This is a genomic window from Embleya sp. L77 (assembly GCF_055557415.1).
Genome location: NZ_CM145709.1, coordinates 5,633,342 through 5,648,586, shown reverse-complemented (window position 1 = coordinate 5,648,586; position 15,245 = coordinate 5,633,342). Strand labels below are relative to the sequence as shown.

The window sequence follows — 15,245 nt, the reverse complement described above, 5'->3', positions numbered from 1 at the left end:
ACGCCCGCGACGCCACGCCCACACCCACACCGGCTCACTCCCCCCGCCTGCCGGGAACCGACCGCCCACCAGGGTCGACCGACTCGCCGACACACCCGGAGGCCGCGCCGCGCCCAGACCAGCCCGCTCACCGCACCGCGCCCGGCTCCACGAACCCGACTCCCGACCAGGGCCCGACCGGCCCGCCGGCCCGCTCGGGACGCCACGTCGCGCCCAGGCCGGACCACTCACCGCGCCGCGGCTGCCTCCACGAAACCGCCTCCCCATCAGCGCCGACCCACGCCCGCGACGCCACGCCCACGCCGGCTCACTCGCCGCGCCTGCCGCGAACCCGCCGCCCGCTCAGAGTTGGCCCCGCGCCCGTCCCGCCGCAGCCTCACCCTGGACCGGGTCGACTCACTCGCCGACCTTGACCACGCCCGGCCCGACTCGGCCCACCCGGCTCGCCCCGTCCCCGCCCGCCGGCCTGTCCGACCCACCAAGCCCCACCAGCCCGACCGGCCTGCCCCCGGCTCGCCCGCACCCGGGTCGGCCGCACGCACCGGCCCGTCCGACTCACGAAGCCCCACCGGGCCCGACCGGCCCGGCTCGCCCTACCCTGCCCGGCTCGCCCCACCCGGCCCGGCCCGCCCGCAGCCCCGTCCGGCCCACCCGCCTCGCGCCACCCGGCTCCACCAGGCCCGGCCCAGCCCGCCCCTGCCACCAGGCCCCGGCGCCCCAGCCGGCCGGCCAGACTCCCGGACGCCCGGCGGGCCGGCGGGCCGGCGGTTCGTCCCGACCCGCGCGCCACCCCTACTGGGCCTGGCTCCAAGTGTGGTCCGGGTAGCCCGTCATCGGTTGGGAGACGTCTTCGAGGGCGGAGCGGATTTCGGTGGGGAGGGCGACGGTTTCGGCGGCGAGGGAGGCGCGGAGTTGGGTGGCGTTGCGGGCGCCGACGATGGGGGCGACCACGCCGGGGCGGTCGCGGACCCAGGCGAGGGCGACTTCGATGGGGGCGGCGCCGAGGCCGTCGGCGGCGGTGGCGAGGGCGTCGACGATGCGGCGGGAGTGCTCGTCGAGGTAGGGGGCGACGAAGGGGCCCATGTGGGCGGAGGCGCCTCGGGAGTCGGCGGGCATGGCGTGGCGGTACTTGCCGGTCAGGACGCCTCGGCCGAGTGGAGACCACGGGAGCAGGCCGACGCCCAGGTCGAGGGCGGCGGGCAGTACCTCGCGTTCGATGCCGCGTTGGAGCAGGGAGTACTCCATCTGGGTGCTGGCCACGACGACCCGGCCGGGGGCGGCGGATTGCCACGTGGCGGCCTTGGCGAGTTGCCAGCCGCAGAAGTTGGAGACGCCGACGTAGCGGGCCCGGCCGCTGGTGACGGCGAGGTCGAGCGCGTGCAGGGTCTCTTCCAGGGGCGTCGACGGGTCGTAGGCGTGTAGTTGCCACAGGTCGACGTGGTCGGTGCCGAGGCGGGCCAGCGAGTGGTCGAGGGCCTGGAGCAGGTGTCCGCGCGAGCCGTCGAAGCGGCGTTCGCTGTACGGGACGCTCGCGGCCTTGGTCGCGATGACCAGTTCCGAGCGGGGGATGTACCCGTCCAGGAGTCGGCCGATCATGTACTCGGCCTCGCCGTCCGCATACACGTCGGCGGTGTCCACGAGGTTGCCGCCGGCGTCCAGATATGCCTTCATCTGGTCGGCCGCGTCGTGCTCGTCCGTGTCTCGTCCCCACGTCATGGTGCCCAGGCCCATGCGGGAGACCCGCAGGCCGGTGCGGCCGAGATGTCGCTGCTCCATGGCACCGGAGACTAGCCGTTCCCTCCCCCGTGCCGGCGGTGGCGGGGCCGTTCGGCGGTATGCCGTCCGAGCAGGTTACCGGCGGGTAGGTCACACGGTATGGTCGGCCGAGGCAACCTGCTCGACCCACCCGGATCGTTCGCCCATCCGGGCACCACGAACGCCACCGGAACCCGGACACCACACCGACACCACACCGGCTCACCCGACGAACCCCGCCAAGCACGAAACCGCAGTACGACGACACCTCCGCGGCACCGCAACCGGCAACCCCGGCAGCCCCGGCAACCCCGGCAACCCGCGGCACCGCAACACCACGGCACCACAGGCACCACTACGCAGCGCCCGCAGCGCACGCACCGCACCACACCGCAGCGCCCGCACCACGCCGCACCACACAACATCACCCACCAGTCGAACCGCCTCGAATCGGTTCGAACCACGTCCAACAAGCAGGGGGTCCGCGAATATGCGACTCGGTATCAACCTCGGTTACTTCGGTGCCGGCAACGACGCCGACAACCTGGCGGTGGCGCAGGAGGCCGACCGTCTCGGCTATGCCGTCTGCTGGGCCGCGGAGGCCTACGGATCGGACGCGGCCACGGTGCTGGCCTGGGTCGCCGCGCAGACCACGCGGATCGACGTCGGCTCGGCGATCTTCCAGATCCCGGCCCGGACGCCCACGATGACCGCGATGACCGCCGCGACGCTGGACGTGCTCTCGGGCGGCCGGTTCCGGCTCGGCCTGGGCGTGTCCGGGCCGCAGGTGTCCGAGGGCTGGTATGGGGTCAAGTTCGACAAGCCGCTCGCGCGCACCCGCGAGTACGTCGAGGTGATTCGCAAGGCGATGCGCCGCGAGCGGGTCGACCACCAGGGCGCCAACTGGACGCTGCCGCTGCCCGGCGGTCCGGGCAAGCCGCTCAAGCTCACCGTGCACCCGGTGCGGGAGCACATCCCGCTGTACATCGCGGCGGTGGGCCCGAAGAACCTCGAACTGACCGGCGAGATCGCCGACGGCTGGCTGGGCGTCTTCTACGCCCCGGAGCACGCCGAGGAATCGCTCAAGCACATCCGCGCGGGCCGGGAGAAGGCCGGTTCGGCGATGGCCGACTTCGACGTCGTCCCCACCGTCCCGCTCGTGGTCGGCGACGACCCGCGGCAGGCGGCCGACCAGGTGCGCGGCTACGCGGCGTTGTACGTGGGCGGGATGGGCAGCAGGGACCAGAACTTCTACAACCGGCTCGCGGTCCGGATGGGCTACGAGGCCGAAGCCAAGGAGATCCAGGACAAGTTCCTGGCGAAGGACTACGCGGGTGCGGGCGCGGCAGTCCCGTACGACTTCATCGACAAGACCAGCCTGCTCGGCGGCAAGGAACGCATCGCCGAGCGCATGCAGGCGTACGCCGACACGGGTGTGACGACGCTGACGATCGCTCCGAACGGCACCACCCTGGACGAGCGGGTCGCCGCACTCCGGATCGCCGCCGAGGCCCTGGACCTGTCCGGCACGGGGTCCTAGCAGGTCCGCCGGCCCGAGGCCCGAGCCGAACCAACCCACCCCGGCCCGACCCACCCGGCCCGGCCCACCCGACCCACCCGGCCCGGCCCGGCTCGACCATCGCAGCCGGGCCGGAGCCGTCGACGTCGGCGATGGCGGCAACGACGACCGCGACAGCAAAAGCGGCAACCACGGCGACAGCGGCAGCGGCACCAACAGCCGCCCCAACAGCCGCAGCCGCAGCGACAGACCCACGCTCCGCGCCCGCCGCGGCCGACCCGTCAGCGCGGTCCCGGCACCCGTGCCGCGATCACCTCGGCGAATTCGAGGAGGCGGCGGATCTGGCCCGGTCCGCCGTCCTCCAGGGACTTGCTGAACCGGTACGCCTCCTGCCGGAAGCGCCCGGTGGACGCACCGTCCTCACCGCGCACGGTGGCCACCTCCTGGAGGGTCGGCGTGGCCAGGAACACGAACGCGCCGCGCAGTTGGCGTTGTCCGTCGTGGTCGGTGCCGACCAGGGTCCGTATCCCGACGTGCGACACCGAACCCAGCGGAATCACCTGCACGGAGGAATCCAACACCGTGCCGCCGGGCGCGGACGGGTCGGTCATGTCCTCGCTGTGCCACAACACGAGCCGTCGGTCGTCGCAGACCGCGGCCTCCTGCCACACCGAGGTGCCGTTCGCGTTGATGTCCACGACGCGTTCGAGGGTGAATCCGCGTACCGGGCGCCGGCCGAGCACCGAGCCCAGCGCCTCCAGGGCAACGTCCGGATGCAGCAGGTAGGACCGGACCGCGTCCTCCAGCTGGGTATGCGAGGACCAGTCGGCCCCGGCGGCTCCGGCCCCCGGAACCTGGGCCGGGCGCGTCCCCGATGTGCGCTGCCTGCCCGACTTGCCGAACATCCCCACCTGCTTCCGCCGCGTCTGTACAAGCAGAAGCCTACGAGAGTCCGGCGTGGGCGGTGCCGGCGTCCACCGCTTGATCGATCACAGATCGAAATCAGGCCGCGGCGGGGGAGTCCAGTGCATCCCCGCCACGGCCGGTACGTGGGTCAACGACCGCACCCCCCAAAGGACACGCCGAGAACACGCCGAGAACACGCCGCAGGACAGGCCAAGGCACGCCAAAGGGCACGCCAAACGACAGGCCGAAAGAACACACCGAAGGCCACCCCGAAGGCCGCCCCGAAGGCCACACCGCACGCCAAACCACACCACACGCCACCCCGCAGGCCACACCAAAGAACAGTCCGAAGCCCGCGAACCGGCGCTACAACCACCCGCTCCTGCGGAACAGCCGACGCAGCACGATGCACGAACACACCATCAGGGCGAGCGCTCCGGGATAGCCCCACACCGATCGCAGTTCGGGCATGTGGTCGAAGTTCATGCCGTACACCCCGGCGATCATCGTCGGCACCGCGAAGATCGCCGCCCACGCGGAGATCTTGCGCATGTCCTCGTTCTGCCGGACACCCACCTGCGCCAGGTGCGCGCCGAGCACGTCGGACAACAGGCGGTCGAAGGACTCGATCTGTTCGGTGACCCTGGTCACATGGTCGGCCACGTCGCGGAAGAAGGGCCGGGTCTCGGCGGGTACGAAGGCGACGTCCGCCGTGGCCAGCTTGCGTATCGGCTCGATCAGCGGCAGCGCGGCGCGGCGGCACTCCAGGACCTCGCGCTTGAGCAGGTAGATCCGCTCGGCGTCGTTCTCCCGGCTGGGTGAGAAGACCCGTGCCTCCAGTTCTTCGAGGTCGGTCTCCAATTCGCCCGCGATCGCGAGGTAGGCGTCCACGACGGCGTCGGCGACGGCGTACATCACCGCGCCCGGGCCGTGCTTGAGCAGCTCGGGCTGCTTCTCGACCCGACGTCGGACGGATTTCAGCTCCGCGCCCGGCCCATGACGGACCGTCACCACGAACGAGTCGCCGACGAACATCATCAGCTCGCCGGTCTCCACCGAGGAGGTCTCGTCGTAGTAGTGCAGGGTCTTGAGGACGAGAAAGATGGAGTCGTCGTACGTCTCCAGCTTGGGTCGCTGATGCGCGTGCAGCGCGTCCTCGACGGCGAGCGGATGCAGCCCGAACTCGCTGGTGACCAGATCGAACTCGCTCGGCGTCGGCTCGTGCAGCCCGATCCACAGGAACGAGTCGCCGACCCGCCGGGCCTGGTCCAACGCATCCGAGAAGTCGGCGGGACCCTGGGTCCGGTGGCCGTTGGTATAAATGGCGCAGTCGACGATCACCAGGCCATTTTGCCGGCTGCCCGTCGACAGGACAGCGAGCTCGCCGGGGCACACGCGTGGGCGCACCTTCGAAGGCCCGCACACCGAGGCACGCCGGCACACCCGCGGCAGGCACACGCGCGGGGGGGGCGACGGTACGAGCAAGCCGGCGTCGCGAGCACGGCGAGTCAGGCACCCCCGCCCCGCGGCACCACCCCGACCCGGAACACCGCCCGCGGCACCATCCCGAAGCACGCCCGACCCGCGCCACCCGCCCCCGACCGGCGGCCGCCCGTCCCGAGCCGACGCATAGGCTTACGCCCATGACGACGGTGCTCTTTGTTCGGCACGGGCGGACCACGGCCAACTCCACCGGAGTGCTCGCTGGTTGGACGCCGGGGGTGTTCCTGGACGAGCGCGGCGAGGAACAGGCCGCGGCACTCGGCAAGCGTATTGCCGAGGTACCGCTCGCGGCCGTGGTGACCAGTCCGCTGGAGCGGTGTCGGCAGACCTCGGAGGCGGTGTTGGCGGCGCGGCTCGGCACCAAGTTCGCGCTGGACGCCGGTGCGCAGGTGGACGAGCGGGTCGGCGAGTGCCGGTACGGCGACTGGACCGGGCAGGAGCTGAAGAAGCTTGCCGCGGAGCCGCTGTGGAAGACCGTGCAGAACCACCCGAGCGCGGTCACCTTCCCCGGTCCCGGCGGCGAGGCGCTGCGCACCACCCAGGCCCGGGCCGTGGACGCGGTGCGGGAATGGAACGAACGGATCGCCGCCGAGCACGGCCCGGACGCGATGTACCTGGTCTGCTCGCACGGCGACGTGATCAAGGCCCTGGTCGCGGACGCGCTCGGAATGCACCTGGACCTGTTCCAGCGGATCCAGGTCGATCCGTGCTCGCTCACGGTGATCACGTACGGCGAGCAGCGGCCGAGCGTCGGCCGGCTCAACGACACGGGCGGGTCGGTGGCCGGCCTGTTGCCGCCGCCCGGCGGGCGCCACGCGTCGGGGTCCGGTGACGCGGTGGTGGGCGGCGGAGCCGGCGCGCCGTAGGGTGCTTGGGAGGGCGTACTCCCCCCGCACGCCCTCGCCGACCCCGACCGGCGGGAACACCCGGACAAGATCGAACCCGGCAGGAACGGGCAGGATCACCCGGGAATACCGCCCCGGACCCGGCGGATATAACCGGGCGAGACCCACCTCGGGTCCACGCCCGGTCCACGCCCGATCCCATCGAGCACCACCCGCCCCACCGACAAACCACCGACAACCACCGAGAAAGCACCGGCAAAGCACCGGCAAGCACCGACAGATCACCGCCTGCACCGCCTGCACCGCCACGCCGGCAGCATCACCGCCGGCCCACCGGCACCGCCACCCACCCCCGTCCCGCTCTCGACAGAAACACGGAGCAGCTCGTGCCCCGCCAGGTCTTCCTGTACGACCCCCCGGAGCGGTTCGTCGCCGGCACCGTAGGTGAGCCCGGCCAGCGAACCTTCTTCCTCCAGGCCTCCGCCGCCGGCCGTGTCACCAGCGTCGCCCTGGAGAAGACCCAGGTGTCCGTCCTGGCCGAACGCGTCGACGAATTGCTCGACGAGTTGGTTCGTCGCACCGGCGGCGAGACCGCCGTGCCGGCCGTGACGCCGGCCGAACTGGAGGACTCCGGCCCGCTGTTGCCGCCGATCCTGGAGGAGTTCCGGGTCGGCACCATGGCGCTCGCGTGGGATGCCGACGACGAGCGGCTCGTGGTCGAGGCGCAGGCCCAGGTGCCCGACGACGACTCGCCCGAGGACACCCTGCTCGGCGATGACGACGACGAGGACGGCCCGCCGCTGCTCCGGGTCCGGCTCACCGGCGGTCAGGCCCGGGCGTTCGCCAAGCGTGCGCTGCTCGTGGTCGCGGCCGGCCGGCCCGCCTGCCCGTTCTGTGGGCTGCCGATGGACCCCGAGGGCCACATCTGCCCGCGCGCCAACGGATACCGGCGTTGACCGACACGGTTCTCGACGCCGCGGCCGTCCCGAAGCTGTTGCGCCGGGGCGAGTTGACGGTGCAGGCGCGTCTGGAGGACGCCTCCAACGCGACGCTGTACTGCATGGCGACGCTGGACGGGATATCCCTGCCGTGCGTGTGGAAGCCGGTGGCGGGCGAGCGGCCGCTGTGGGACTTCCCGGACGGCACCCTGGCGGGGCGTGAGGTGGCCGCGTACGAGGTGTCCGAGGCGCTCGGCTGGAACATCGTGCCGACGACCGTGTTCCGCGAAGGACCGTACGGGGCGGGCATGTGCCAGCTGTGGATCGACCACAAGCCGGCCGACGACGAACCGGAGCCGGTGGCGATCCTGCCCGCGGTGGACCCGGGCCCGGCCTGGAAGCCGATCGCGCGCGTGATCGTCCCGGACGAGCAGGGCAAGGAACAGCCCGCCCTGCTCGTGCACGCCGCCGCCGACGCGCTGCACCGGATCGCGGTATTCGACGCGGTGATCAACAACGCCGACCGCAAGGGCGGCCACCTGCTGCCCGGTCCCGACGGCCACGTGTACGGGATCGACCACGGCATCTGCTTCCACGTCGAGGACAAACTGCGCACGCTGCTGTGGGGCTGGGCCGGCGAGCCGTTGCCGGACACCGCACGGGAGGCGCTGACCTCGCTGGCGACCGACCTGGCGGGGCCGCTCGGCGTGCGGCTGGCCGAGCTGATTACGCCGGACGAGGTGGCCGCGACCGGCGAACGGGTGCGGGTCCTGCTCGCCGAGAACCGGCTGCCGCAGCCGGACGGCCGCCGACACGTGATCCCCTGGCCGCCGATCTGAACCCGGCCGGACGCACGGCCGTACGCACGACCGCACGCAGGGTCGGCCGAGCCCTGCCCGACGGGTGCGAGCGCCCCCGGCACGGTGCGAGCGAGGCCCACCCGAGCCGATCCCGGGCCCACCCCGGCGCCGAGACCCGATCGCCGGCGCCCGAGACCGTGCATGTCGTTCGGCAAAGACGCGGAAATTAGTCCGCCAACCCTGGAAGATCTTCCACCCCGGCGGACGTTAGTCTCATACGTATGTATGCCTGGCCTGCACCCGAGCTCCCCGTTCTCCCTGGTCAGGGTGCGTCCCTGCGCGTGCACGACAGCTCCGTGCGCGATCTCGTGACGATCACCCCGGGACCGGTCGCGCGGCTGTACGTGTGCGGCATCACGCCGTACGACGCGACCCACATGGGGCATGCCGCCACCTATGTCGCGTTCGACCTGCTTCAGCGGGTCTGGCGGGACGCCGGCCACGACGTGGACTACGTGCAGAACGTCACCGACGTCGACGACCCGCTCCTGGAGCGGGCCGAGCGGGACGGAGTGGACTGGGTCGAGCTGGCGCAGCGCGAGACCGCGCTGTTCCGCGAGGACATGGCCTCGCTGCGAGTGCTCCCGCCGGCCAACTACATCGGCGTGGTCGAGGCGATCCCGCTGATCGTGCCGCTGATCGAGGGCCTGCTCGCGAAGGACGCGGCTTACTCGGTGGACGGCGACATCTACTTCTCGATCGCGTCGGACGAGAGCTTCGGCGGCGTGTCCGGCTACACCGCCGCCCGGATGCTGGAGATCTTCGGCGAACGCGGCGGCGACCCGGAGCGGGCGGGCAAGAAGGACCCGCTCGACCCGCTGCTGTGGCGCGCGGCACGGCCCGGCGAGCCGTCCTGGGACGCGTCCTTCGGCGCGGGCCGGCCCGGCTGGCACATCGAGTGTGTGGCGATCGCGCTCAAGTACCTGGGCATGGGCTTCGACGTGCAGGGCGGCGGCACCGACCTGGTCTTCCCGCACCACGAGATGGGTGCGTCGCACGCGCATGTGGTCACCGGCGAGGTGCCGTACGCGAAGGTCTACGTGCACGCCGGCATGGTCGCGCTGGACGGCGAGAAGATGTCCAAGTCGCGCGGCAACCTGGTGTTCGTGTCCAAGCTGCGCCGCGAAGGCGTGGACCCGATGGCGATTCGCCTGGTGCTGCTGGCCCACCACTACCGCAGCGACTGGGAATGGACCGACGAGGTCCTCGCGGACGCCCAGACCCGACTCGCGACCTGGCGCGCGGCGGTCGGCCGCCCGGACGGGCCGGACACCACCGAACTGCTCGCCACGATCCGCGAACGCATGTCCGACGACCTGGACGCACCCGGTGCACTGGCCGCGATGGACGCGTGGGCGGCCCGGCAACTCGCCGACGGCGGCGACGACATGTCCGCCCCGGGCGTGGCCTCACGCGCCCTGGACGCAATCCTCGGCGTGGCCCTCTGACCCGAGGGTTGACCACCCGCGGCGAAACAGCGCGACCGAACAGCGAGTCCGTATACCGGGCCGACCACCCGAGAGACAAGCGCCGAGACGAACGCTGAGACGAACGTCGAGACAAGCACCGAGACATGCACCGAGACGAGCGTCCGGAGCCGCGCCCACGGCGCGAGCACCCGGCGGCCGAACCCTGGTAGACCGTGGCTACTCGTCGCGAACGAAGGCCCCGACCGGGATTTCCCGGTCGGGGCCTTCGTTCGCGACGAGCCGGTCGAACCGACTCCTTCGCCACTGCGGACGTCGAATCACCGCTCCACCCGGCCACACCCCCGCGACGGCCGACCGGAGCGGCTCCTCGTCCACGACCCCAGCAGATCACGTGTGCCACTCCCGGCACTTCAGGGGAAGCCCTCATCTTCCGAGGAGCCGACGAGGGAGTCCCGCACCGTGCGCCGCACCGTGCGCCGCCCCGGGCGCGCAGCCGGGCGGCCCCCGCCTCCGGTCATGCCTCCATCAGCAGGTATTGCCGCACGTCCAGGTAGCCGGACCGGAAACCCGCCTCGGACCAGGACAGATACAGGTTCCACATACGCCGGAACACGTGGTCGAAGCCCAACTCCTCCACCTCGTCCGCGCGTCGGTTGAACCGCTCGCGCCACAACCGGAGCGTCTCGGCATAGTGCAGGCCGTACGACCTGCTGTCGGCAACCCGCAGCCGGGTGGCGGCGGTCGCCTTGCGCACCGCGTCGTCGGAGGGGATCAGGCCGCCCGGGAAGATGTACTTGTGGATCCAGGTGTACGTGGCCCGACTGGCCACCATGCGGTCGTGCGGCATGGTGATCGACTGGAGCGCGACCCGTCCACCCGGTGCGAGCCGTCGGTCCAGCACATCGAAGTAGATCGGCCAGTACTCCTCCCCCACCGCCTCGATCATCTCCACGCTGACGATCGCGTCGTAGGTGCCGCGCACCTGGCGGTAGTCGCACAGTTCGACCTCGACCCGGTCGGCGAGACCGGCCCGGGCGATCCGCTCGATGGCCAGGTCGCGCTGCTCGGCCGAGATGGTGATGGTGTGCACGTGGGCTCCCCGTTCGGCCGCGCGCAGGGCCAACTCGCCCCACCCGGTGCCGATTTCCAGCACGCGCGCGCCCGGACCGACGTCCGCGAGATCGAGCAGGCGGTCGATCTTGCGGTGTTGCGCCTCGGTCAGCGCGTCCTCCACGGCCCTGGGCCCGCCGTCCGCACCCTGCTCGAACACCGCCGACGAATAGGCCATCGACTCGTCCAGGAACGTCGCGAACAGTTCGTTCGACAGGTCGTAGTGCCGATGGATGTTGCGCTTGGCACCCGTCACGGTATTGCGCTGCGAACGCGGCATCCGGGGCACCACCACGGGGCGAAGTCGCTGTAGTGCGGGCGGGATCAGCGTGCTCACCCGGGACGCGAAGACGGTCAGCACGGCGGTCAGGTCGTCGGCCTCCCAGTCGCCCGCCTGATACGCCTCACCGAAACCGATCAGCCCGCCCGCGCCGACCCGGTTGAAGAACGCCTCCGGTCGCACGATCCGCATTTGGGGCGCCGCCGCGCCGCCGCTCCCGAACACCGCACCGTCGATCCACACGCGTAGCGGCAACCGCGCCACCGCCCGCTCGAACAGGAACCGGGCGGCCGCCGCACGCACCGGCCGCCTGGGCACCTCGGCCACGTCCGGCCAGCGCACCGGGTCGATTCGAGTCGGGGCAACCTCGATCACACTCAACGCAGACTCCCTCCAGTCCTGTGCCGCTCCACGGGGTGCCGCACAGCCCCGAACCGACGCCACACCGGCGGATCCGCGCCACGTCGAGGCGCGACGCCACCGGGTGGCGCAGGGTCGGGACCGGGCCGGGATCGCACCGTGTACGGGCCCGCTCCCCTCGCACCCGAGCCACAAACGGCCGCGCACCCGGATGGTGCAACGTGACCGTCGTCGCCGAGTCCCCGTCCGACTCGGGCAGATTCGGTCGACGGCTGCCCGATACGGGGAGGAACGGCGACACGTAGAACTCCTTTTCGGTCATGCCTCTTCCCGGATCGTCGGTGTGCGGTGTACATCCGCATACCGGCCGCCGTGGCCGTGGTGGGCGCCCGCGAACGCGAGCCTGACCCGGGGCGGTCCGGTTCGGCCGAGAGTCATGTCCCGCTCGCCCGACGGAAGTTCGGGTTCCCCGCTCAACGGAATCGGCACCGCGGCGGGCATCCGCGGGCGGGCGGGTCGGCTCGCGGTTCCGCCGACTACGGCGAGGTGCCCGGGAACGACGAGGTGCCGCGAACGGCGAGGTGCCGGGAACGGCGAAGCACCCAGAACGGGCAAGCATCCGGCTACGGCGAGGCGCCCGCGTACGGCCAAGTACCCGGCTACGGCAAGGCATCCGGTAACAGCCAAGCCCCCGGCTACGCCGAGGCACCCGCGTACGACAAAGCCCCCGGGAACGACGAGGCCCCGGGCGCGTCCCGCGCCGCACCCGGGAACGAATCGGGCCCGGCGGGATCGGGGTCGGCCTCCGCCGCCGTCCCGAGCCCGCCGGGCCGATCATGTTCGTCCGTCCGGGGCCGACCCATCGCGTGCGCCGGGCCGGTGCCGCGTCCTCGGGCGCGGATTCGGCGCCGCGCGGTGCGCGAACGGAGGGGTACGGTCCCCCGGTTCAGCCGCCGCAGCCGCCGCCACCGCCACAACCGCCGCCCCCACCGCAGCTGCTTCCCCCGCCACAGCCGCTTCCGCTGCCACCGTCTCCGCCGCCGCCACCGCCACCGCTGCTGCCGCCGTAGGCCACCAGCGCGGTCCGGGCATCCGGGTCGGGGTGCGCGGCCAGGCCCAGGCAGGCCACCGTGAACAGGCCCGCCAGCGCACCGGCGCCGACCAGGACGCCGGAGCGGCGGTCCGCACGCAACTGTGTGGTCAGGTCGCGCAGTGCCCTGCGCCCCGCGCGGGTGGCCCGGAACGGCGTGCTGAGGATGCCCGCAAGGACGAACGTGAGCACGACCAGCGGGACCAGGAATCCGATCGGCCTGCCGTGTGCCAGGCCGTTGACGAAGCGGGCGATGCCCACCAGGCCGAGCACGAGCATCAGCCGCGGTGGCACCTTGCCGATCCGTCGGGCCAACCGGGAGTGCACGAGGCCGCGTTCGACCAGGCTTTCCTCGATCTCGGCGAGCATGGTGCTGCGGTTCCAGGCCCGCAGGAGTGCGAGCCGGGTGCCCCGGGTGGTGCGCACGCAGTCCATCACGGCCGCCGCGACCGGCTCGGTCGGCCGTGACCCGGTGGCGGCGGTGACCTGCCCGGCGCGCTGGACGTGTACGTATCCCTCGGTGATCAGCGAGGCCACCGCGGTCTCGACGACCCGGACGGGTCCGCCTGCGAGGTAGGCGGCGTCGTATGCGCCGAGTGGCGCCCGGCTCGCCTGGCCCCGGATCGCCCAGGCCATCACGATCCGGAACACGATCGCCAGGACGATCAGGCCGGCGAGCAGGCCGCCGTAGAGCTTGAGGAATTCGGGACCGGTCAGGCCCCATGCTGTGCCGTTCATGCGACGTCCCTCCCGATGGCCCGACTCGCGGCTTTCCACGTCTTGTTCGACTTGTACGGCTTGTTCTGTGTTCGGCTGTTCCGCCTGATCCGGAAGGTAGCAGCGGCCCGTCGCACCCGGTCAGAGGCATCTCCCTACGTTCGTGCGGAACGGTCGCCGACGCCGTTGCCGAGGCGTCACCGACACAGCCGCCGAGGCAGCCGTCAACGCCTTCACCGAGGCCGCCGCCGAGGCTTCGCCGGAGCCGCCGGCGAGGCCCGCGTCGAGCGCTTGCCCCCGCCCGTCGCCGTCCCGCTCGACTGACTGGACGTCAGAACGCCGCCCGGGACGTACCCACTCCGCGCGCGGGTGCAGGATGGGGGGTACACCCGTACACACGTGCCGTTCCGCCTTTCCCGAGGAGCCCGTCATGACGGAGGCTGTCCGTCCCCAGCCCACCACCACCGCGGAAGACGAGGTCGTCGACCTGTGCCGCGATCTGATTCGGATCGACACGAGCAACTACGGTGACGGCTCGGGTCCGGGAGAACGCGCCGCCGCGGAGTACGTCGCCGAGAAGCTCGCCGAGGTCGGCCTCGAACCGCAGATCTACGAGTCCGAGCGCGGCCGGGCCAGCACCGTGGTCCGGATCGAGGGCACCGACCGGTCCCGGCCGGGGCTGCTGATCCACGGCCACCTGGACGTGGTGCCCGCCCACGCCGCGGACTGGACCCACGACCCGTTCTCGGGCGAGGTCGCGGACGAGTGCGTGTGGGGTCGCGGCGCGGTCGACATGAAGGACATGGACGCGATGGTGCTCGCGGTGCTGCGCGACCGGGTGCGTACCGGCCGGTTGCCCTCGCGGGACATCGTGCTCGCCTTCGTGGCCGACGAGGAGGCCGGCGGCCTCTTCGGGGCACGGCATCTGGTGAACAACCACGCCGACCTGTTCGAGGGGGTCACCGAGGGCATCGGCGAGGTCGGCGGTTTCTCCTTCACGGTCAACGACGATCTGCGGCTGTACCTGGTCGAGACCGCGCAGAAGGGCATGGACTGGATGCGGCTTATCGTGGACGGCACCGCCGGCCACGGGTCGATGATCGCCAAGGACAACGCGATCACCGAACTGGCCGAGGCGGTCGCCCGGGTGGGTCGGCACAAGTTCCCGATCCGGGTCACCAAGACGGTGCGGGCATTCCTGGACGAGATCTCGGACGCGCTGGGCATCGAACTCGACCCGGACGACATCGAGTCCACGATCGAGCGGCTCGGCCCGATCGCGAGCATCATCGGCGCGACCATCCGCAACACCGCGCAGCCGACCATGCTCAACGCCGGATACAAGGTCAACGTGATCCCCGGCCAGGCCACCGCGCACCTGGACGGCCGGTTCCTGCCGGGCTTCGAGGACGAGTTCCACGCCGAACTGGACGCGGTCCTGGGCCCGCGGGTGCGGCGCGAGACGGTGCACACCGACCAGGCCCTGGAGACCGGCTTCGACGGTGCGCTCGTCGAGGCCATGTCGGCGGCGCTGCGGGCGCACGACCCGGCCGCGCGGGCGGTGCCGTACTGCCTGTCCGGTGGCACGGACGCGAAGTCCTTCGCCGATCTGGGCATTCGCTGCTTCGGCTTCGCGCCGCTGAAGCTGCCGGCCGACCTCGACTTCGCGGGCATGTTCCACGGCGTCGACGAGCGGGTCCCGGTGGACGGCCTCAAGTTCGGCGTGCGCGTGCTGGATCACTTCCTGGACAACGCATGAGCCCATACAACGCATGAGCCTTCACCGCGCATAAGCCTTCACTGCGCATGAGCCTTGACAACGCGTGAGCCTCGAACGTGCGGGCGTCGACGCCGCGTGAGCCGCGCCGGCCCACGAGCCTCGACAACACCCGAGTGCACGGCGCGCGGACGGGGCGCCGGGAGCGCTCCCGG

General features: G+C 71.9%; 11 protein-coding genes. 6 read left to right on the top strand and 5 right to left on the bottom strand.

Annotation, left to right across the window (positions count from 1 at the left end):
* Positions 1–792: 792 nt before the first annotated feature.
* The gene (locus ACZOOI_RS24175; protein ID WP_465277780.1) at positions 793–1,776 is read right to left on the bottom strand and encodes an aldo/keto reductase; all 984 of its coding nucleotides are present in this window, start codon (positions 1,774–1,776) and stop codon (positions 793–795) included.
* Positions 1,777–2,245: 469 nt separating this feature from the next.
* Between ACZOOI_RS24175 and ACZOOI_RS24170 the strand changes: the two genes are divergently transcribed.
* A complete protein-coding gene (locus ACZOOI_RS24170; RefSeq protein ID WP_465277779.1) occupies positions 2,246–3,295 on the top strand; it encodes an LLM class F420-dependent oxidoreductase in 1,050 nt (349 codons plus the stop codon).
* A 260-nt stretch (positions 3,296–3,555) separates the two neighbouring features.
* Here the strand turns inward: ACZOOI_RS24170 and ACZOOI_RS24165 are convergent, their stop codons facing one another.
* Positions 3,556–4,179, bottom strand: coding sequence for a hypothetical protein (locus tag ACZOOI_RS24165; RefSeq protein WP_465277778.1), 624 nt, complete (start codon positions 4,177–4,179; stop codon positions 3,556–3,558).
* A 367-nt stretch (positions 4,180–4,546) separates the two neighbouring features.
* On the bottom strand, positions 4,547–5,521 hold the full coding sequence (corA, locus tag ACZOOI_RS24160; protein ID WP_465277777.1) for a magnesium/cobalt transporter CorA: 975 nt from the start codon (positions 5,519–5,521) through the stop codon (positions 4,547–4,549).
* 302 nt (positions 5,522–5,823) lie between these two features.
* On the opposite strand from corA, the gene ACZOOI_RS24155 reads away from it, so the two are divergent.
* The 4 genes from ACZOOI_RS24155 to mshC all read left to right on the top strand — a co-directional run bounded on the left by ACZOOI_RS24155 (position 5,824) and on the right by mshC (position 9,774).
* A complete protein-coding gene (locus tag ACZOOI_RS24155) occupies positions 5,824–6,549 on the top strand; it encodes a histidine phosphatase family protein (protein WP_465277776.1) in 726 nt (241 codons plus the stop codon).
* Between the two features lie 365 nt (positions 6,550–6,914).
* Positions 6,915–7,484, top strand: coding sequence for a DUF3090 domain-containing protein (locus ACZOOI_RS24150; protein ID WP_020551213.1), 570 nt, complete (start codon positions 6,915–6,917; stop codon positions 7,482–7,484).
* Positions 7,481–8,305, top strand: a complete 825-nt coding sequence (locus tag ACZOOI_RS24145) for an SCO1664 family protein (RefSeq protein ID WP_465277775.1) — start codon at positions 7,481–7,483, stop codon at positions 8,303–8,305. Before ACZOOI_RS24150 ends, ACZOOI_RS24145 begins: the two co-directional genes overlap by 4 nt.
* 242 nt (positions 8,306–8,547) lie before the next feature.
* The gene (gene mshC / locus ACZOOI_RS24140; RefSeq protein ID WP_465277774.1) at positions 8,548–9,774 is read left to right on the top strand and encodes a cysteine--1-D-myo-inosityl 2-amino-2-deoxy-alpha-D-glucopyranoside ligase; all 1,227 of its coding nucleotides are present in this window, start codon (positions 8,548–8,550) and stop codon (positions 9,772–9,774) included.
* Between the two features lie 496 nt (positions 9,775–10,270).
* Here mshC and ACZOOI_RS24135 read toward each other — a convergent pair whose 3' ends face one another.
* Positions 10,271–11,527, bottom strand: a complete 1,257-nt coding sequence (locus ACZOOI_RS24135) for a class I SAM-dependent methyltransferase (protein WP_465277773.1) — start codon at positions 11,525–11,527, stop codon at positions 10,271–10,273.
* A gap of 925 nt (positions 11,528–12,452) precedes the next feature.
* The gene (locus ACZOOI_RS24130; RefSeq protein ID WP_465277772.1) at positions 12,453–13,334 is read right to left on the bottom strand and encodes a TIGR04222 domain-containing membrane protein; all 882 of its coding nucleotides are present in this window, start codon (positions 13,332–13,334) and stop codon (positions 12,453–12,455) included.
* A gap of 409 nt (positions 13,335–13,743) precedes the next feature.
* On the opposite strand from ACZOOI_RS24130, the gene ACZOOI_RS24125 reads away from it, so the two are divergent.
* Positions 13,744–15,072, top strand: coding sequence for a M20/M25/M40 family metallo-hydrolase (locus ACZOOI_RS24125; protein WP_465277771.1), 1,329 nt, complete (start codon positions 13,744–13,746; stop codon positions 15,070–15,072).
* The last annotated feature ends 173 nt before the right edge of the window (positions 15,073–15,245 follow it).